Annotated in this window: 17 protein-coding genes; 3 read left to right on the forward strand and 14 right to left on the reverse strand. The window is 71.2% G+C overall.

All coding sequences use genetic code 11. The features are described 5' to 3' along the window. Positions 1 to 12 precede the first annotated feature (12 nt). Genes nuoK through ACZ4U4_RS11755 form a run of 11 tightly spaced genes read right to left on the reverse strand, consistent with a single transcriptional unit; the run spans position 13 to position 10,910 of the window. Positions 13 to 312 (reverse strand): NADH-quinone oxidoreductase subunit NuoK, encoded by a 300-nt coding sequence (gene nuoK, locus ACZ4U4_RS11705; protein ID WP_030283548.1) that lies wholly within the window; start codon positions 310 to 312, stop codon positions 13 to 15. After that, positions 309 to 1,163, reverse strand: a complete 855-nt coding sequence (locus tag ACZ4U4_RS11710) for an NADH-quinone oxidoreductase subunit J (protein ID WP_467871854.1) — start codon at positions 1,161 to 1,163, stop codon at positions 309 to 311. Before ACZ4U4_RS11710 ends, nuoK begins: the two co-directional genes overlap by 4 nt. Continuing rightward, complete coding sequence (nuoI, locus tag ACZ4U4_RS11715) at positions 1,160 to 1,777, reverse strand: NADH-quinone oxidoreductase subunit NuoI (protein WP_467871857.1); 618 nt, start codon at positions 1,775 to 1,777, stop codon at positions 1,160 to 1,162. The genes ACZ4U4_RS11710 and nuoI overlap by 4 nt, the downstream gene beginning before the upstream one ends. Next, entirely contained in the window at positions 1,770 to 3,164 is a 1,395-nt protein-coding gene (gene nuoH, locus ACZ4U4_RS11720; protein WP_467871859.1) for an NADH-quinone oxidoreductase subunit NuoH, read from the reverse strand. The genes nuoI and nuoH overlap by 8 nt, the downstream gene beginning before the upstream one ends. Beyond that, the gene (locus ACZ4U4_RS11725) at positions 3,161 to 5,671 is read right to left on the reverse strand and encodes an NADH-quinone oxidoreductase subunit G (RefSeq protein WP_467871862.1); all 2,511 of its coding nucleotides are present in this window, start codon (positions 5,669 to 5,671) and stop codon (positions 3,161 to 3,163) included. Before ACZ4U4_RS11725 ends, nuoH begins: the two co-directional genes overlap by 4 nt. Beyond that, positions 5,668 to 7,023, reverse strand: a complete 1,356-nt coding sequence (nuoF, locus tag ACZ4U4_RS11730; protein ID WP_467871865.1) for an NADH-quinone oxidoreductase subunit NuoF — start codon at positions 7,021 to 7,023, stop codon at positions 5,668 to 5,670. The genes ACZ4U4_RS11725 and nuoF overlap by 4 nt, the downstream gene beginning before the upstream one ends. Continuing rightward, a complete protein-coding gene (gene nuoE, locus ACZ4U4_RS11735; RefSeq protein WP_467872123.1) occupies positions 7,023 to 7,895 on the reverse strand; it encodes an NADH-quinone oxidoreductase subunit NuoE in 873 nt (290 codons plus the stop codon). Before nuoE ends, nuoF begins: the two co-directional genes overlap by 1 nt. A 26-nt stretch (positions 7,896 to 7,921) precedes the next feature. Continuing rightward, positions 7,922 to 9,268 carry an NADH-quinone oxidoreductase subunit D gene (locus ACZ4U4_RS11740; protein WP_467871867.1) on the reverse strand — a complete coding sequence of 449 codons (1,347 nt, stop codon included), beginning with the start codon at positions 9,266 to 9,268 and terminating at the stop codon, positions 7,922 to 7,924. Beyond that, on the reverse strand, positions 9,268 to 9,990 hold the full coding sequence (locus ACZ4U4_RS11745; RefSeq protein ID WP_467871869.1) for an NADH-quinone oxidoreductase subunit C: 723 nt from the start codon (positions 9,988 to 9,990) through the stop codon (positions 9,268 to 9,270). The genes ACZ4U4_RS11740 and ACZ4U4_RS11745 overlap by 1 nt, the downstream gene beginning before the upstream one ends. Continuing rightward, positions 9,987 to 10,541 (reverse strand): NuoB/complex I 20 kDa subunit family protein, encoded by a 555-nt coding sequence (locus ACZ4U4_RS11750; protein ID WP_467871872.1) that lies wholly within the window; start codon positions 10,539 to 10,541, stop codon positions 9,987 to 9,989. The genes ACZ4U4_RS11745 and ACZ4U4_RS11750 overlap by 4 nt, the downstream gene beginning before the upstream one ends. Before the next feature lie 9 nt (positions 10,542 to 10,550). Then, positions 10,551 to 10,910, reverse strand: a complete 360-nt coding sequence (locus ACZ4U4_RS11755; protein ID WP_345088450.1) for an NADH-quinone oxidoreductase subunit A — start codon at positions 10,908 to 10,910, stop codon at positions 10,551 to 10,553. Between the two features lie 717 nt (positions 10,911 to 11,627). On the opposite strand from ACZ4U4_RS11755, the gene ACZ4U4_RS11760 reads away from it, so the two are divergent. Both ACZ4U4_RS11760 and ACZ4U4_RS11765 read left to right on the forward strand, forming a co-directional pair. Further along, the gene (locus tag ACZ4U4_RS11760; protein ID WP_467871876.1) at positions 11,628 to 12,467 is read left to right on the forward strand and encodes a C40 family peptidase; all 840 of its coding nucleotides are present in this window, start codon (positions 11,628 to 11,630) and stop codon (positions 12,465 to 12,467) included. A gap of 564 nt (positions 12,468 to 13,031) precedes the next feature. Next, positions 13,032 to 13,949: a hypothetical protein gene (locus tag ACZ4U4_RS11765; RefSeq protein ID WP_467871879.1), complete on the forward strand. Its 918-nt coding sequence runs from the start codon at positions 13,032 to 13,034 to the stop codon at positions 13,947 to 13,949. 67 nt (positions 13,950 to 14,016) lie between these two features. Here the strand turns inward: ACZ4U4_RS11765 and ACZ4U4_RS11770 are convergent, their stop codons facing one another. Together ACZ4U4_RS11770 and ACZ4U4_RS11775 are read right to left on the reverse strand one after the other, a co-directional pair. Next, on the reverse strand, positions 14,017 to 14,256 hold the full coding sequence (locus tag ACZ4U4_RS11770; protein WP_467871882.1) for a hypothetical protein: 240 nt from the start codon (positions 14,254 to 14,256) through the stop codon (positions 14,017 to 14,019). A gap of 158 nt (positions 14,257 to 14,414) precedes the next feature. After that, on the reverse strand, positions 14,415 to 15,734 hold the full coding sequence (locus ACZ4U4_RS11775) for a geranylgeranyl reductase family protein (protein WP_467871885.1): 1,320 nt from the start codon (positions 15,732 to 15,734) through the stop codon (positions 14,415 to 14,417). A gap of 121 nt (positions 15,735 to 15,855) precedes the next feature. On the opposite strand from ACZ4U4_RS11775, the gene ACZ4U4_RS11780 reads away from it, so the two are divergent. Further along, entirely contained in the window at positions 15,856 to 16,374 is a 519-nt protein-coding gene (locus ACZ4U4_RS11780) for a GNAT family N-acetyltransferase (RefSeq protein ID WP_467871888.1), read from the forward strand. Positions 16,375 to 16,444: 70 nt separating this feature from the next. Here ACZ4U4_RS11780 and ACZ4U4_RS11785 read toward each other — a convergent pair whose 3' ends face one another. Further along, a complete protein-coding gene (locus tag ACZ4U4_RS11785) occupies positions 16,445 to 17,143 on the reverse strand; it encodes a demethylmenaquinone methyltransferase (protein ID WP_467871890.1) in 699 nt (232 codons plus the stop codon). Positions 17,144 to 17,189 lie beyond the last annotated feature (46 nt).

Below are 17,189 nucleotides of genomic sequence, written 5' to 3' on the forward strand. Positions count from 1 at the left end.
TTGTGCGACCCCTTACAGCTTCATCAGGCTGGCGTCGTCGACCGAGGCCGTATGACGGGTGCGGAAGATCGTCACGATGATCGCCAGCCCGACGACGACCTCGGCTGCGGCGACGACCATCGTGAAGAAGGCGATGATCTGGCCGTCGAGATTGCCGTGCAGACGGGAGAAGGTGACGAAGGCGAGGTTGCAGGCGTTGAGCATCAGCTCGATGCACATGAACACCACGATGGCGTTCCGCCTGATCAGCACGCCGGCCGCGCCGATGGTGAACAGCAGGGCGGCGAGGTAGAGGTAGTAGACCGGGTTCATTTTCCGGCTTCCTCCTTCGGTGCCGCCGGTGTGGTGGTCGGGGCGGTCGAGGACCGGGATCCGCTGCGGCCGAGCCACTCCTCCGACCGCTGCTCCAGGGCCTTCAGCTCGGCGAGGGATTCCTGGGAGACGTCGCGGATCTGACCGCGGCCGCGGAGCGTCGGGTTGACGGTCAGCTCGGACGGGGTGCCGTCGGGCAGCAGGCCCGGGATGTCGACGGCGTTGTGGCGGGCGTAGACACCCGGGGCGGGAAGGGGCGTGACCTGCTTGCCGTCCTTGATGCGGGCGAGCGACTGCTCCCGCTGGGACGGGGTGCGCTCGGTGCGCTCGCGGTGGGTGAGGACCATCGCGCCGACGGCCGCGGTGATCAGCAGGGCGCCGGTGACCTCGAAGGCGAAGACGTACTTGGTGAAGATCAGGGCGGCCAGCCCCTGGACGTTGCCCCCGGCGTTGGCGTCACCCAGGCCGTTGAACTCCTTCAACGAGGCGTTGCCGATACCGGCGATGAGGAGGATGCCGAAGCCGATCCCCAGCGCGGCGGCCAGCCAGCGCTGGCCCTTCAGCGTCTCCTTGAGGGAGTCGGCGGCGGTGACACCGACGAGCATCACGACGAAGAGGAAGAGCATCATGATCGCGCCGGTGTAGACGACGATCTGGACGACGCCGAGGAAGTAGGCGCCGTTGGCGAGGTAGAAGACCGCCAGGACGATCATGGTGCCGGCGAGCGAGAGGGCGCTGTGGACGGCGCGCTTCATCAGGACCGTGCAGAGCGCGCCGACGACGGCGACGGTGCCGAGGATCCAGAATTGCACGGCCTCGCCGGTGGAGGCCGCGGCGGCGAGGGAGTTCATCGTTCGATCACCTCCGGGGATGCCGGTTCGTTCTCCCCGGTGGTGTGGGCCGCTTCCTGCGGCATCTCGCCCTTGCTGTGGGCGGTCTGACGGACCGTACCGGGGGCGGCCTCGGTGACGAGGCCCCTGTAGTAGTCCTTCTCCGTCATCCCGGGGAAGATCGCGTGCGGGGTGTCGACCATGGTGTCCTCCAGGCCCGCGAGCAGCTCCTCCTTGGTGTAGATGAGCGATTCGCGGGACCTGTCGGCGAGTTCGTACTCGTTGGTCATGGTCAGCGCGCGGGTCGGGCACGCCTCCACGCACAGGCCGCACAGGATGCAGCGCAGGTAGTTGATCTGGTAGACGCGGCCGTAGCGCTCGCCCGGGGAGTAGCGCTCCTCGTCGGTGTTGTCGGCGCCCTCGACATAGATGGCGTCGGCGGGGCAGGCCCAGGCGCACAGCTCGCAGCCGATGCATTTCTCCAGGCCGTCCGGGTGGCGGTTGAGCTGATGGCGGCCGTGGAAGCGGGGCGCCGTCGGCTTCTTCTCCTCCGGGTACTGCTCGGTCAGCCGCTTCTTGAACATGGCCTTGAAGGTCACGCCGAAGCCGGCCACAGGGTTCTGGAACTCAGGCACCGTCGCCCCCCTTTCCGTCCGTTCCCTCAACGTCACTGACAGTGTCCACCCGACCACTGACAATCAACTCGCGCTCCTGGCGCGGCCGTCGGCGCGGCACCGGCGGCACCTCCTGTCCGGGCAGCGGCGGGACGGGGAATCCGCCCGCCATCGGGTCGAAGGCGCCGTCCTCCGCGCCGTCCGGCTCCTTGCCGTCCGGTGCGGAGCCGCGCCGGAAGAAGTCGGCGACCAGGGAGATCAGCAGCAGGGCGACGGCGGCTCCGGCGACGTACAGGACGATCTGCTGGAAGTCGTGGCCCTCGTTCTTCAGTACGCGGACGGTGGCGACGAGCATCAGCCAGAGCAGCGAGACCGGGATGAGGACCTTCCAGCCCAGCTTCATGAACTGGTCGTAGCGGACCCGGGGCAGCGTGCCGCGCAGCCAGATGAAGAAGAACAGCAGCAGCTGCACCTTGAGCGTGAACCACAGCAGCGGCCACCAGCCGTGGTTGGCGCCCTCCCAGAACGTGGAGATCGGCCACGGGGCGCGCCAGCCGCCGAGGAAGAGCGTGATGGCGACCGCCGAGACGGTGACCATGTTGATGTACTCGGCGAGCATGAACATCGCGAACTTGATGGACGAGTACTCGGTGTTGAAACCGCCGACGAGGTCACCCTCGGACTCCGGCATGTCGAACGGCGCACGGTTGGTCTCACCGACCATCGCGACGATGTAGATGATGAACGACACCGGCAGCAGCAGCACGTACCAGCGGCTCTGCTGCGACTCCACGATCGTCGACGTCGACATCGAACCGGAGTAGAGGAAGACCGCCGCGAACGACATGCCCATCGCGATCTCGTACGAGATCATCTGCGCGCACGAGCGGAGCCCGCCGAGCAGCGGATACGTCGAGCCGGACGACCAGCCGGCCAGGACGATGCCGTAGATGCCGACGGAGGCGGTGGCGAGGATGTAGAGGACGCCGATCGGCAGATCGGTCAGCTGCATCGGGGTGCGGTGGCCGAAGATGGAGATCTCGTTGCCCGCGGGACCGAAGGGGATCACCGCGATGGCCATGAAGGCGGGGATCGCGGCGACGACGGGCGCGAGGATGTAGACCGCCTTGTCGGCCCGCTTGACGACCAGGTCCTCCTTGAGCATCAGCTTGATGCCGTCGGCGAGGGACTGGAGCATGCCCCACGGGCCGTGCCGGTTGGGGCCGATGCGCAGCTGCATCCAGGCGACGACCTTGCGCTCCCAGACGATGGAGAACAGCACGGTCAGCATCAGGAAGGCGAAGCAGAAGACCGCCTTGATGAGGATCAGCCACCACGGGTCGCGGCCGAACATCGACAGGTCTTCCTGGGCCAGCGCCGTGGTGCCGAGGGCGAGCTGCGGCATCATGCGTCCACCTCCTCGGCCGTCGCCGGGGCACCGGTGACGGCGGCGATCGTGACCAGTTCGCCGGGGCGCGCGCCGGTGTCGGCCGCCACGCCACCGCCGGTGGAGTTCAGCGGCAACCAGACGACCCGGTCGGGCATCGGCGTGATGTGCAGCGGCAGGTGGACGGTGCCCGCCGGGCCGGTGACGGCCAGCAGCTCGCCGTCGGCGACGCCGGTCTCCCGCGCAGTGGCGGCGGAGAGCCGCGCCGCGGCCGGATGGCGGGTGCCGGCCAGCGCCTCGTCGCCGTCCTGGAGCCTGCCCTGGTCGAGCAAAAGACGGTGCCCGGCGAGCACCGCCTCGCCCGGCTCGGGGCGCGGCACCGGGCGGCCGCTCGCCAGCGGGTCGGCGGCGTACGGGCCGCGGCGCCCGCCGAAGCGGTCCAGCTCCCGGCGGACGGCGTGCACATCGGGCAGCCCCAGCGGCGTACCGAGCGCGTCGGCCAGCATGTGGAGGACCCGGGCGTCGGCCTGGACGTGGCGCCGGGTCATCTGGTCCGGTTTGAGCGCGGCCTCGAACATCCGGGCCCGGCCCTCCCAGTTGAGGAAGGTGCCGGACTTCTCGACGACGGCGGCCACGGGGAGGACGACGTCGGCGCGGTCGGTGACGGCGGACGGCCGCAGCTCCAGGCTGACCAGGAAGCCGACGGCGTCGAGGGCGGCGGTGGCGCGGGCCGGGTCCGGCAGGTCGGCGACCTCGACGCCGCCGACGAGCAGGGCGCCCAACTCACCGGTGGCCGCGGCCTCGACGATCTCGCCGGTGGCGCGGCCGTGACCGGACGGCAGCTCGGCCACGCCCCAGATCGCGGCGGTCTCCTCACGGGCCCGCGGGTCGGTGGCGGGACGGCCGCCGGGCAGCAGGCCGGGCAGGGCGCCCGCCTCGACGGCGCCGCGTTCCCCGGCGCGCCGCGGGATCCACACCAGGCGGGCGCCGGTGGCGGTGGCCAGGCGGACCGCGGCGGTCAGGGCGCCGGGCACGGTGGCGAGGCGTTCGCCGACGACGAGGACGGCGCCCTCGGCCCGCAGCGCCTCGGCGGCCTCGCGCCCGTCGCCGTCGAGGCCGACGCCGCCGGCGAGCGCGTCGAGCCATTCGGTCTCGGTGCCGGGGGCGGCGGGCAGCAGCGTGCCGCCGGTCTTGAGCAGACCGCGGGTGGCGTACGGGGCGAGCCCGTAGGTGTGCTGGCCGCGCTTGCGGTTCGCCTTGCGCAGCCGCAGGAAGACGCCGGGCGCCTCCTCCTCCGCCTCGATCCCCGCGAGGAGGACGGCGGGCGCCTGCTCCAGCGCGGTGTACGTGACGCCCCCACCATCGAGGTCGAGCCCGCGCCCCGCGACGCGCGAGGCGAGGAACTCCGCCTCCTCGGCGCTGTGCGGGCGGGCCCGGAAGTCGATGTCGTGGGTGCCGAGGACGGTACGGGCGAACTTGGCGTACGCGTAGGCGTCCTCGACGGTGAGGCGGCCGCCGGTCAGCACGCCGGTACGGCCCTGGGCGGCGGCCAGGCCGCGGGCGGCGGCGGCCAGCGCCTCGGGCCAGCTCGCCGGCTCCAGTTCACCCGTTTCGGCGTTGCGGACGAAGGGGCTCTCCAGCCGGTCGCGCTGCTGCGCGTACCGGAAGGCGAAGCGGCCCTTGTCGCAGATCCACTCCTCGTTGACCTCCGGGTCGTCGGCGGCGAGGCGGCGCATGACCTTGCCGCGGCGGTGGTCGGTGCGGGTGGCGCAGCCCCCGGCGCAGTGCTCGCAGATGCTCGGCGACGACACCAGGTCGAAGGGGCGGGAGCGGAAGCGGTAGGCGGCGGAGGTGAGGGCGCCGACCGGGCAGATCTGGATGGTGTTGCCGGAGAAGTACGAGACGAACGGGTCGCCGTCACCGGTGCCGACCTGCTGGAGGGCGCCGCGCTCGAGCAGCTCGATCATCGGGTCGCCGGCGATCTGGTTGCTGAAGCGGGTGCAGCGGGCGCAGAGCACACAGCGTTCCCGGTCGAGCAGGACCTGGGTGGAGATGGCGACCGGCTTCTCGTACGTCCGCTTGCGGCCCTCGAAGCGGCTGTCCGGGTCGCCGACCTGCATCGCCTGGTTCTGCAGCGGGCACTCGCCGCCCTTGTCGCAGACCGGGCAGTCCAGCGGGTGGTTGATGAGCAGCAGCTCCATCACACCGCGCTGGGCCTTCTCGGCGACCGGCGAGGTCAGCTGCGTCTTGACGACCATGCCCTCGGTGCAGGTGATGGTGCAGGAGGCCATCGGCTTGCGCTGGCCCTCGACCTCGACGATGCACTGGCGGCAGGCGCCCGCCGGGTCGAGCAGCGGGTGGTCGCAGAAGCGCGGGATCTCGATGCCGAGGAGTTCGGCGGCGCGGATGACCAGGGTCCCCTTGGGGACGGAGAGCTGCACGCCGTCGATCGTCAGCGTGACGAGGTCCTCGGGCGGTTTCGCCGCCTCGCCGCCCCCGTCATGGGGGGCGTTCGTGGTGACGGTCATGCGTTCACCCCCAGGTGAGCGTCGTTGTCGGCCCAGGCGGTCGACCTGGCGGGATCGAAGGGGCAGCCCCTGCCGTTGAGGTGCTGCTCGTACTCCTCGCGGAAGTACTTGAGGGAGGAGAAGATCGGCGAGGCGGCGCCGTCGCCGAGGGCGCAGAACGACTTGCCGTTGATGTTGTCGGCGATGTCGTTCAGCTTGTCGAGGTCGCTCGGCCTGCCCTTGCCCGCCTCGATGTCGCGGAGCAGCTGGACGAGCCAGTAGGTGCCCTCCCGGCACGGGGTGCACTTGCCGCAGGACTCGTGGGCGTAGAACTCCGTCCAGCGGGTGACCGCGCGGACCACGCAGGTGGTCTCGTCGAAGCACTGGAGGGCCTTGGTGCCGAGCATCGATCCGGCGGCGCCGACGCCCTCGTAGTCGAGGGGGACGTCGAGGTGTTCGTCGGTGAACAGCGGGGTGGAGGAGCCGCCCGGCGTCCAGAACTTCAGGCGGTGGCCGGGGCGCATCCCGCCGCTCATGTCGAGGAGTTGGCGCAGTGTGATGCCGAGCGGCGCCTCGTACTGGCCGGGGCTCGCGACATGGCCGCTGAGGGAGTAGAGCGTGAAGCCGGGTGACTTCTCGCTGCCCATCGAGCGGAACCAGTCCTTGCCGCGGTGGATGAGGGCGGGAACCGACGCGATGGACTCGACGTTGTTCACCACGGTGGGGCAGGCGTAGAGGCCCTCCACCGCGGGGAAGGGAGGACGCAGCCGGGGCTGTCCGCGACGGCCCTCCAGCGAGTCGAGCAGCGCGGTCTCCTCACCGCAGATGTACGCCCCGGCGCCGGCGTGCACGGTGACGTCCAGGTCGAGGCCGGAGCCGAGGATGTTCTTGCCGAGGAAGCCCGCCGCGTACGCCTCGCGCACCGCCTCGTGCAGCCGGCGCAGGACGGGGACGACCTCGCCGCGCAGATAGATGAAGGCGTGGTGCGAGCGGATCGCGTGGCAGGCGATCACGATGCCCTCGATGAGGGAGTGCGGGTTGGCGAAGAGGAGGGGGATGTCCTTGCAGGTGCCCGGTTCGGATTCGTCGGCGTTGACGACGAGGTAGTGCGGTTTGCCGTCGCCCTGCGGGATGAACTGCCATTTCATCCCGGTGGGGAAACCGGCACCGCCGCGTCCGCGCAGCCCGGCGTCCTTGACGTACGCGATGACGTCGTCGGGGGCCATGGCGAGGGCCTTGCGGAGACCTTCGTAGCCGTCGTGGCGGCGGTAGGTGTCCAGGGTCCAGGAGCCGGGCTGGTCCCAGAAGGCGGAGAGCACCGGCGCGAGGAGTTTCTGCGGGCTGGTTTCGTCGACCTCGGCTGCCACCGTCATCACTTCCCCTCCTCGGCTTCGGGCCCGGCCGGGTGGTCCTCGTCGGAGGCCGAGGTCGGCCGGGGTGCGTCGTGGGAGCTGGGGTGCGCCGGGGACGCCTGCTCACCCGGGTCGCCCGACGGCGGTTCGCCCGGCGGGTGTTCGGCGGAGTGGTCGCCTCCGTCGGCGGTGCCGCGCGGCGCGATGACGTGGTCGGCGCCGCGGCCCGGTGCCGCCTCGCCCTTCGCGAGGCGGAGCCCGATGAGGGAGGCGTGTCCGGCGCCGCCGGTGGCCTCGACGGCGCCGGGGCGCGCGTCGGGGAAACCGGCGAGGATCCGGGAGGTCTCCTTGAAGGTGCAGAGCGGGGCGCCGCGGGTGGGTTCGACGGTGCGTCCGGCGCGCAGGTCGTCGACGAGGCGCTTGGCGGACTGCGGGGTCTGGTTGTCGAAGAACTCCCAGTTCACCATCACGACGGGCGCGTAGTCGCAGGCGGCGTTGCACTCGATGTGTTCGAGGGTGACGGCGCCGTCCCCGGTGGTCTCGCCGTTGCCGATGCCGAGGTGCTCCTGGAGCTGCTCGAAGATGGCGTCGCCGCCCATCACCGCGCAGAGCGTGTTGGTGCAGACGCCGACCTGGTAGTCGCCGCCGTCCGCGCGCCGGTACATGGAGTAGAAGGTGGCGACGGCGGTGACCTCGGCGGTGGTCAGCCCGAGCCGGTCGGCGCAGAAGCGGATGCCGGTGCGGGTGACGTGCCCCTCCTCGGCCTGGACGAGGTGGAGCAGCGGCAGCAGCGCGGAGCGGGAGCCGGGGTAGCGGGCGATCACCTCCGCGGCGTCGGCCTCCAGCCGGGTGCGGACGTCGTCCGGGTAGTCGGGGGCGGGGAGCGAGGGCATGCCCAGGCTCGTCGCAGCGTTCTCGGTCACCGGTCGACGCCTCCCATCACGGGGTCGATGGATGCGACGGCGACGATGACGTCGGCGACCTGGCCGCCTTCGCACATGGCCGCCATGGCCTGCAGGTTGGTGAAGGACGGATCGCGGAAGTGCACGCGGTAGGGGCGGGTGCCGCCGTCGCTGACGGCGTGCACGCCCAGTTCGCCCTTGGGGGACTCCACGGCGGTGTACGCCTGGCCCGGGGGGACCCGGAAGCCCTCGGTGACCAGCTTGAAGTGGTGGATGAGGGCTTCCATCGAGGTGCCCATGATCTTCTTGATGTGGTCGAGGCTGTTGCCGAGACCGTCCGGCCCGAGGGCGAGCTGCGCGGGCCAGGCGATCTTCTTGTCGGCGACCATCACGGGCCCGGGCTCCAGCCGGTCCAGGCACTGCTCGACGATCCGCAGCGACTGGCGCATCTCCTCCAGCCGGATCAGGAAACGGCCGTAGGCGTCGCAGGTGTCGGCGGTCGGCACCTCGAAGTCGTAGGTCTCGTAACCGCAGTACGGCTGGGTCTTGCGCAGGTCGTGCGGGAGGCCGGCGGCGCGGAGGATGGGGCCGGTGGCGCCGGTGGCGAGACAGCCGGCCAGGTCGAGGTAGCCGATGCCCTCCATGCGGCCTTTGAACACCGGGTTGCCGCTGGCGAGTTTGTCGTACTCGGGGAGGTTCTTGCGCATCTTCTTGACGAAGGCGCGGACCTGGTCGACGGCGCCGGGCGGGAGGTCCTGGGCGAGCCCGCCGGGGCGGATGTACGCGTGGTTCATCCGCAGGCCGGTGATCAACTCGTAGAGGTCGAGGACGTGTTCCCGGTCGCGGAAGCCGTAGATCATGATGGTGGTGGCGCCCAGCTCCATACCGCCGGTGGCGATGGCCACGAGGTGGGAGGAGAGGCGGTTGAGCTCCATCAGCAGCACGCGGATGACGGTGGCCCGGTCGGGGATCTGGTCGGTGATGCCGAGGAGTTTCTCCACCGCGAGGCAGTACGCCGTCTCGTTGAAGAACGGCGTCAGGTAGTCCATGCGCGTGACGAACGTCGTGCCCTGGGTCCACGTCCGGTATTCGAGGTTCTTCTCGATGCCGGTGTGGAGGTAGCCGATACCGCAGCGGGCCTCGGTGACGGTCTCGCCGTCGATCTCCAGGATGAGCCGCAGCACGCCGTGCGTGGAGGGGTGCTGGGGGCCCATGTTGACGATGATGCGTTCGTCGTCGGACGCGGCGGCGGCCGTCGCGATCTCGTCCCAGTCGCCGCCGGTGACGGTGTAGACGGCGCCCTCGGTCGTCTCGCGCGGCCCGGGGGCGGCGGACGCTTCGGCGGGGGAAGGGGAAGGAGTCATCAGCTGTACGACCTCCGCTGGTCGGGAGCCGGGATCTGGGCGCCCTTGTACTCGACGGGGATGCCGCCGAGCGGGTAGTCCTTGCGCTGCGGGAAGCCCTGCCAGTCGTCGGGCATCATGATCCGGGTGAGCGCCGGGTGGCCGTCGAAGACGATGCCGAAGAAGTCGTACGCCTCGCGCTCGTGCCAGTCGTTGGTCGGGTAGACGTCGACGACCGACGGGATGTGGGGGTCGGCGTCGGGGGCCGAGACCTCCAGCCGGATCAGCCGGTTGTGGGTGATCGAGCGCAGGTGGTAGACGGCGTGCAGCTCGCGGCCCTTGTCATCCGGGAAGTGGACGGCGCTGACGCCGGTGCACAGTTCGAAGCGGAGCGCGGGGTCGTCGCGGAGCGTGCGGGCGACGGCCGGGAGGTACTCCCGCTCGATGTGGAAGGTCAGCTCGTCGCGGTCGACGACGGTCTTCTCGATGACGTTCTCGGGGACCAGACCCTGTTCCTCCAGGGCGCCCTCCAGCTCGTCGGCGACCTCGTCGAACCAGCCGCCGTAGGGGCGGGTGCTCGCGCCGGGCAGCCGTACGGTGCGGACGAGGCCGCCGTAGCCGGAGGTGTCGCCGCCATTGGCGGCGCCGAACATGCCGCGGCGGGTGGCGATGAGGTCGCCGGTGTCGTCGCGCTGGGCCGGGACGTTCTGGCCGGGTGCGTTGGGGTCGTCCTGCTCGCTCACCGCAGCAGTCCCTTCATCTCGATCGTCGGGAGTGCCTTGAGCGCGGCTTCCTCCGCCTCACGGGCCGCCTGCCGCTGATTGACGCCGAGCTTGGACTCCTGGATCTTCTGGTGGAGCTTGAGGATGGAATCCAGCAGCATCTCGGGGCGCGGCGGGCATCCCGGCAAATAGATGTCAACGGGGACAATGTGGTCGACACCCTGAACAATGGCGTAGTTGTTGAACATCCCGCCCGACGATGCGCAAACCCCCATGGAAATCACCCACTTCGGGTTCGGCATCTGGTCGTAGACCTGCCGCAGCACCGGCGCCATCTTCTGGCTGACCCGGCCGGCCACGATCATCAGATCGGCCTGGCGCGGGGAGCCGCGGAAGACCTCCATGCCGAAGCGGGCGAGGTCGTAGCGGCCGGCGCCGGTCGTCATCATCTCGATGGCGCAGCAGGCGAGCCCGAAGGTGGCGGGGAAGACGGAGGATTTGCGTACCCAGCCCGCGGCCTGTTCGACGGTGGTCAGCAGAAAGCCGCTGGGCAGCTTCTCTTCAAGTCCCATGGGTGACCCCTAGTCCCATTCCAGGCCGCCACGACGCCATACATAGGCGTAGGCGACGAAGACGGTGAGCGCGAAGAGGAGCATCTCGACGAGCCCGAACAGCCCCAGGGCGTCGAAGGTGACGGCCCAGGGGTAGAGGAAGACGATCTCGATGTCGAAGACGATGAAGAGCATCGCCGTCAGGTAGTACTTGATCGGGAAGCGACCGCCGCCGGCCGGCTGCGGGGTCGGCTCGATTCCGCATTCGTACGCTTCGAGCTTGGCCCGGTTGTAGCGCCTGGGTCCGACGAGCGTGGCCATCACGACGGAGAAGATCGCAAAGCCTGCCCCGAGGGCTCCCAGTACGAGGATGGGCGCATAGGCGTTCACCGTCCTCGCTCCCTTCAGTCGACGATGACTGGATGGCGGTCCGCCCGGGCTCGCCCCACAGAGATCGTGCGCATGTGAGGCAGTTCACAAGCCCGGACCGCCTGCATCCTATGCCCGTCCTCCTGTGATCTGCGACACGGGGTACACCAACGCCTTTGTGATCTCCACCACCTGACGAAGGATCATGAAGTCGGATGAGCGGTGATCTACGCACGTGAAGCGCGCGAGTGATCACGAGAGGTGACATTCATACGGGTTACCGCTGGTCAAAGCGGCTGCGTCACTATCAAGACAGGGACCGTGCAAGCAAATTGGTGCTGGACGCGGCCAACTGCTATAAGCCGCCCAGCCGATGATGTGGCCATCCCGTGGACCGCTCGTGATCGTTCGTACGTGCACGCCTTCACGAGCGCCGAGGCACGGCCGGGTCACGGGAACATAACGGGCACTCACGAGTGAGCTATCCCACGCGGTTTCGCGCCATAACTCCTTGACCGCCGGGAAGCCTTGGCGTGGCGCCCGCAGAGGTGATAGGCGCCCCTCCGCACCCGTATCGGCCGTAAAAGCCGTGGCTAGGTGCATGATCGCGATTTTCGGACACCGTTCGAGCGGCATTGCGCGCGGAAATAAATCCCTTTTGTTCACCATGAACGCGTCAAGTGTGGCACAGGCCACCTTTGTTGGCAGCAACCTGTGACTCTTGATAGCCGTGGTGCCATGTCCCCGAACGCACTCATACCCAGCCACCGGAAGCCCCGCCGTTCCGCGTCCTCGCGGGCCCTGCGTGCGGGCGTGACCGGTGGCTTCCTCACCCTCGCGGTGACCGGCGCGACCGTTCCGGCCAACGCCGCCGACAAGCCGGTGGCCGAGACGCAGGAGCTGCCGACCATCACGACGGCGCTCACCGTCGACCTCGCCGAGAGCGCCGACGCGACCCAGCAGGTCGCCGAGGTGTACGAGCGTCAGGCCGCGCAGGACCGGGCGGTGTCGAACGCCGCCAAGGCCGCGAAGAAGGACAAGGCCGAGGCCGAGAAGAAGGCCGCCGAGGCGAAGAAGAAGGCGGCGGAGGCCAAGAAGAAGGCCGCCGAGGCCGAGCAGGTGCGGGCCTCCCGCTCCGCCGACCGCACCAGCCTGACGGGTGGTGACTCCTCGGACTCCGGCTCCACCGGCTCCGGCGACAGCACGCCGTCCACCGGTGCCACCGGCTCCACCGCCACGCTGCTCTCCTTCCTCCGTGCCCAGGTCGGCAAGGCGTACATCTCGGGCTCCACCGGCCCCTCCGCGTACGACTGCTCCGGCCTCACCCAGACCGCGTTCCGCCAGATCGGCATCCAGCTGCCGCGCGTCTCGCAGGATCAGTCGACCGCCGGCACCCAGGTCGGCCTGAGCAACCTCCAGGTCGGCGACATCCTCTACTGGGGCAGCGCGGGCAGCGCCTACCACGTGGGCGTCTACGTCGGGAACGGCAACTTCATCGGCGCCCAGAACTCCAGCACCGGCGTGGTCGAGCGCCCGCTCAGCTACGACCAGCCCACCGGTGCCGTCCGCGTCCTCTGAGACCGGCACCTCCCACGGAGCACACCCGTCCGTGACGCCCACCGGCACCCACTCCCACCGGTGCACCGCCGTCACCCTCTCTGACGGACCGACCGCTCCGTAGCGCGTCCTGCTCGGGCCGCTCCTCCCACCGCTCGGGAGGGGCGGCCCTTGGCGTGCGTGGTGGGCTCTTCGCACCGTGGGCCGCAGAGTTTCGGACGGTTTCCACCCGCACGAGTGACCCGGCGGCGGCCTCCGCCTCGACGCCGCCGCCGACGCCGCGGCCGAACGCTCCATCAGCCCGCAGGTCCGGGCCGCCGTCCGCACCGGCCACGGTCCCGGCCACCGGCTGATGGCTGACGGCTGACGGACGGCCACGGGCGGCACCGGGCGGCGCACCGGGGAACGCGCCCACCCGGCACACCGCCCGTTCGGCCCACGGGCGCCCCTCCCCCGCGCCGCTCCGCGTGCGCCCCGGCCGCGGCTCGGCTGACATGGCTACGGAAGCGGGCCCGGCACACCGGCGGTGTGCGGGGCCCGGGCGCCCGACCGGGCGCTCCCCCACGCCGTCCCAGGAGGACCCGCATGTCCCGCGCCGCGTGCACCCTGGCCGCCTCCGCGCTCGGCGCGGCCGCCGTCGCCCTCACCGCCCCGTCGGCCGCGGCCACACCGGCGCGGACCATATCCGCCGACGCCGCCATATCCCGGGCGGCCGCCTCCGCCGACGGACCGTCCGCCTCCGTCAGCCCGGCGTCCGTACGCCGCGGCCGGTCCGTCACCGTGGCGGTGACCTGCGCGGTACGCGACGAGGAGCGGATGCCGCGGAACATCAGCGGCGAGGGGCGGGTGCTGCGGGACGGCACCGTCACCCTGGAGCGCCAGGGGAACACCGGCACCTACCGGGGCGCGGCGCAGACCGCCCCCCGGGTGCCGCTGGGCCTCGGGCCGATCGACGAGGCCGCCGCCGCGCGGGCCGACGCCCGGGCGGCGTGGGCGATCGAGGGCGTCTGTCCGGACAGCGCGCCCTGGAGCGTCACCGTACGGACCACCGTCGCGGACCACGCCCCGGCGCACGCCCCGTCCGGTGCGCCGTCCACCGCGCCGCACACCACCCCGTCCGGTCCGCCCGCCGGGAACGCCCCGGCACCGGGCACGGCACCGCGCCCCGGGGCCCGGGACACGAAGAAGCCGGGCCCGAAAGGCCCGGCCTCCGGCGGCCCGGACGCGGCACGCCCCGGCACCTCACGTCCCGACACCTCACGCCCCGGTGCCCCGCACGGACCGGTGGCCGCCGGTGGCGGCGGCGCGGCGGAGCACCGTCCGACGACCGAGGTGCGGTTCGCGGAGCTGGCGCGGATCACCGCCGGGGACCGGAGTGCCGCCACCCTGCTGGCGGCGGGCGGCGCCGTCCTCGCGGCGACCGCGGCCGGCGGATATCTGCTGTCCCGGCGCCGGGAGCGCGGCGCGGCCGGGCGCCCCGACGGCGGGGCGGCGCGCCCCTGACGGACCGTCCCCGGGCGCACCGCCCCGGCTCACGGCCCGCCTGGTTTCCCGGGCGGGCCGTCCGCGGTCACGGGGCGCTGCCCGCGCCCTGCCGGTTCCGCTCGTACGTGCTGTGCAGCGCGCAGCGGCGGAGTACAGCGGCGAGCTGCCGCGCCACGTCCGGCGAGCAGCGTCCCAGCTCCACCAGCGGCCGGGGGTCCTCCCCGGCGACCGACGCGGCGTCGAGCCGCAGGGTGGGCAGGACGACACCGACCCCCAGCAGCGCGGCCCGCAGCTCGTCGCGCGCTCCCTCGGCGTCCCTGATCATCGCGTCCAACTCTTGACCTCACACTCCACGGGCGAATGAATCCCCTCCGTCCTCCCCCCGCCCCGCACGGACCATGCGTGACCTGCTCGGAAGAGGACGTTCTCGGGGTCAGGCGTACCCGGTGAGGTGACGCGGGGCGCCGTGCGGCGCCCGGCGGTTCACGCCTTCGGGGCCACCTTGCTCAGCCCGTTGATGATGCGGTCCATCGCGTCGCCGCCCGTGGGGTCGGTGAGGTTGGCGAGCATCTTGAGGGTGAAGCGCATCAGCAGCGGGTGGGTCAGCCCGCGCTGGGTGGCGATCTGCATGACCTTCGGATTGCCGATGAGCTTCACGAACGCGCGGCCCATCGAGTAGTAGCCGCCGTAGGTCTCCTTGAGGACCTTCGGGTAGCGCTCCAGGGCCCGTTCACGCTGGAGGTAGGTGGTGCGGGCGTGGGCCTGCACGATGACCTCGGCGGCCAGCGCGCCGGACTCCATGGCGTACGCGATGCCCTCGCCGTTGAACGGGTTGACCAGCCCGCCCGCGTCGCCGACGAGCAGCAGACCGCGGGTGTAGTGCGGCTGGCGGTTGAAGGCCATCGGCAGGGCCGCGCCGCGGATCGTCGTCGTCATGTTCTCGGGGGTGTAGCCCCACTCCTCGGGCATGGAGGCGCACCACGCCTTGAGGATCTCGCGCCAGTCCAGCTCCTTGAAGGCGGACGAGGAGTTGAGGATGCCGAGGCCGACGTTGCTGGTGCCGTCGCCCATGCCGAAGATCCAGCCGTAGCCGGGCAGCAGCCGGTCCTGCTCGCCGCGGCGGTCCCACAGCTCCAGCCAGGACTCCAGGTAGTCGTCGTCGTGGCGCGGGGAGGTGAAGTACGTACGGACCGCGACGCCCATCGGACGGTCCTCGCGGCGGTGCAGGCCCATCGCGACGGAGAGGCGGGTGGAGTTGCCGTCGGCGGCCACGACCAGCGGCGCGTGGAAGGTGACCGGCGTCTTCTCCTCACCGAGCTTGGCGTGGACGCCGGTGATGCGGCCGGTGAGTTCGTGGACGATCGGCGCGCCGACGTTGCAGCGCTCGTACAGCCGGGCGCCGGCCTTCTGCGCCTGGCGGGCGAGCTGTTCGTCGAAGTCGTCGCGCTTGCGGACGAGTCCGTAGTCCGGGAAGGACGCGAGGTCGGGCCAGTCGAGCTGGAGGCGGGAGCCGCCGCCGATGATGCGCAGGCCCTTGTTGCGCAGCCAGCCCGCCTCCTCGGAGATGTCGATACCCATCGCGACCAGCTGCTTGACGGCGCGCGGCGTCAGACCGTCGCCGCAGACCTTCTCGCGGGGGAACGCGGTCTTCTCCAGGAGGAGGACGTCGAGTCCGGCCTGGGCGAGGTGGTAGGCGGTCGCGGATCCGGCGGGACCGGCGCCGACGACGATCACATCCGCGCTGTGCTCTGAGCGCCGCTCGGCGGCGGGCGCGGACTCGGTCACGGGCGCGGACTCGGTCACGGGGGATCTCCAGGGAAGTCGATATCTGGATTTCTGCATATCCGGGTGCCGAACGGCACCGGGCATGGGCAGTCTATGGGGGCCTTGGTGATCAGATCCTGAAGGGTTGGCCGTGAAGCCGATGACGAAGACGAGCACGGACGGCGCACCTCCCGCCGTCGCACTGCGGGTACCCACCGAGGAGGACGCCTGGAACTGGCACCACGTCTTCGCCCACCCCGAGGTCATGGAGTTCCACGGCGGCGCCCCGGCCGAACTCTCCTTCTACGACGAATGGACGGCCCGCCAGCGCCGCCACCACGCCGAACGCGGCTACTGCTTCTACACGCTGCTCGATCCGGTCGGCACGGTCCTCGGCTTCACCGGCGCCCAGCCCTGGCCGCAGGAGGCGTGGGGCCCGGTCGGCGAGATCGAGATCGGCTGGCGGCTGGGGCGCGACCACTGGGGCAAGGGGTACGCGACCGCCGCGGCACGCGCGGCGCTGGACGACGTCCGGGCGGCCGGTGTCCCCGAGGTCGTCGCGATGATCAACACCCGGAACGCCCGGTCGATCGCGGTCGCCGAACGGCTCGGCATGCGGCGGGCGGAGACGTACGAGAAGCCGGGGGTCACGGCGTACTGCTACCGGCTGACGCTGTGAGGTGAGCCGGCGGCCGGGGCAGGTGTCGTGACCGCCCCGGCCGGCGGCGTCAGTGTGCGGGGCGGCGGCGTCAGTGCGCGGGGCGGGTGGCGCGGTGCAGGGCGACGATGCCGCCGGTGAGGTTGCGCCAGGCCACCTTCGACCAGCCGACGCCCTGGAGGCGGGCGGCGAGCGCGGGCTGGTTGGGCCAGCTGCGGATCGACTCGGCGAGGTAGACGTACGCGTCCGGGTTGCTGCTGACCGCGCGGGCGACCGGCGGCAGCGCCCGCATCAGGTACTCGGTGTAGACGGTGCGGAACGGGCCCCACGTCGGCTCGCTGAACTCGCAGATCACGACGCGGCCGCCGGGCTTGGTGACGCGGTACAGCTCGGCGAGGGCGGCGTCGGTGTCCTGGATGTTGCGCAGGCCGAAGGAGATGGTGACGGCGTCGAACACCTCGTCCGCGAAGGGCAGCCGGGTGCCGTCGCCGGCGGTGAACGGCAGCCACGGGTGGCGCTTCTTGCCCTCGCGGAGCATGCCGACGGAGAAGTCGCACGGCACGACGTGGGCGCCGGTGCGGGCGAAGGGCAGCGAGGAGGTGCCGGTGCCGGCGGCGAGGTCGAGGATGCGCTCGGCGGGCCGCGCGGCGACCGCCCGGTCCACCTCCTTGCGCCACAGCCGGGCCTGCCCCAGGGAGAGCACGTCGTTGGTGAGGTCGTAGCGCGCCGCCACGTCGTCGAACATCGCGGCGACTTCGTGCGGCTGCTTGTCCAGGGATGCTCGGGTCACCCGGCCATTGTCCACCGTCGCCCCGCGGCCCCCGGCACCGGGCACG

The organism is Streptomyces sp. NPDC029159 (assembly GCF_055564055.1).

Coding starts and splice junctions, on each gene's coding strand:
- ACZ4U4_RS11750 (WP_467871872.1), bottom strand. CDS start 10,541: ATGGGACTTGAAGAGAAGCTGCCCAGCGGCTTTCTGCTGACCACCGTC.
- ACZ4U4_RS11740 (WP_467871867.1), bottom strand. CDS start 9,268: ATGACTCCTTCCCCTTCCCCCGCCGAAGCGTCCGCCGCCCCCGGGCCG.
- ACZ4U4_RS11760 (WP_467871876.1), top strand. CDS start 11,628: ATGTCCCCGAACGCACTCATACCCAGCCACCGGAAGCCCCGCCGTTCC.
- ACZ4U4_RS11765 (WP_467871879.1), top strand. CDS start 13,032: ATGTCCCGCGCCGCGTGCACCCTGGCCGCCTCCGCGCTCGGCGCGGCC.
- nuoH (WP_467871859.1), bottom strand. CDS start 3,164: ATGATGCCGCAGCTCGCCCTCGGCACCACGGCGCTGGCCCAGGAAGAC.
- ACZ4U4_RS11725 (WP_467871862.1), bottom strand. CDS start 5,671: ATGACCGTCACCACGAACGCCCCCCATGACGGGGGCGGCGAGGCGGCG.
- nuoK (WP_030283548.1), bottom strand. CDS start 312: ATGAACCCGGTCTACTACCTCTACCTCGCCGCCCTGCTGTTCACCATC.
- nuoE (WP_467872123.1), bottom strand. CDS start 7,895: ATGCCCTCGCTCCCCGCCCCCGACTACCCGGACGACGTCCGCACCCGG.
- ACZ4U4_RS11710 (WP_467871854.1), bottom strand. CDS start 1,163: ATGAACTCCCTCGCCGCCGCGGCCTCCACCGGCGAGGCCGTGCAATTC.
- ACZ4U4_RS11780 (WP_467871888.1), top strand. CDS start 15,856: ATGACGAAGACGAGCACGGACGGCGCACCTCCCGCCGTCGCACTGCGG.
- ACZ4U4_RS11770 (WP_467871882.1), bottom strand. CDS start 14,256: ATGATCAGGGACGCCGAGGGAGCGCGCGACGAGCTGCGGGCCGCGCTG.
- nuoF (WP_467871865.1), bottom strand. CDS start 7,023: ATGACGGTGGCAGCCGAGGTCGACGAAACCAGCCCGCAGAAACTCCTC.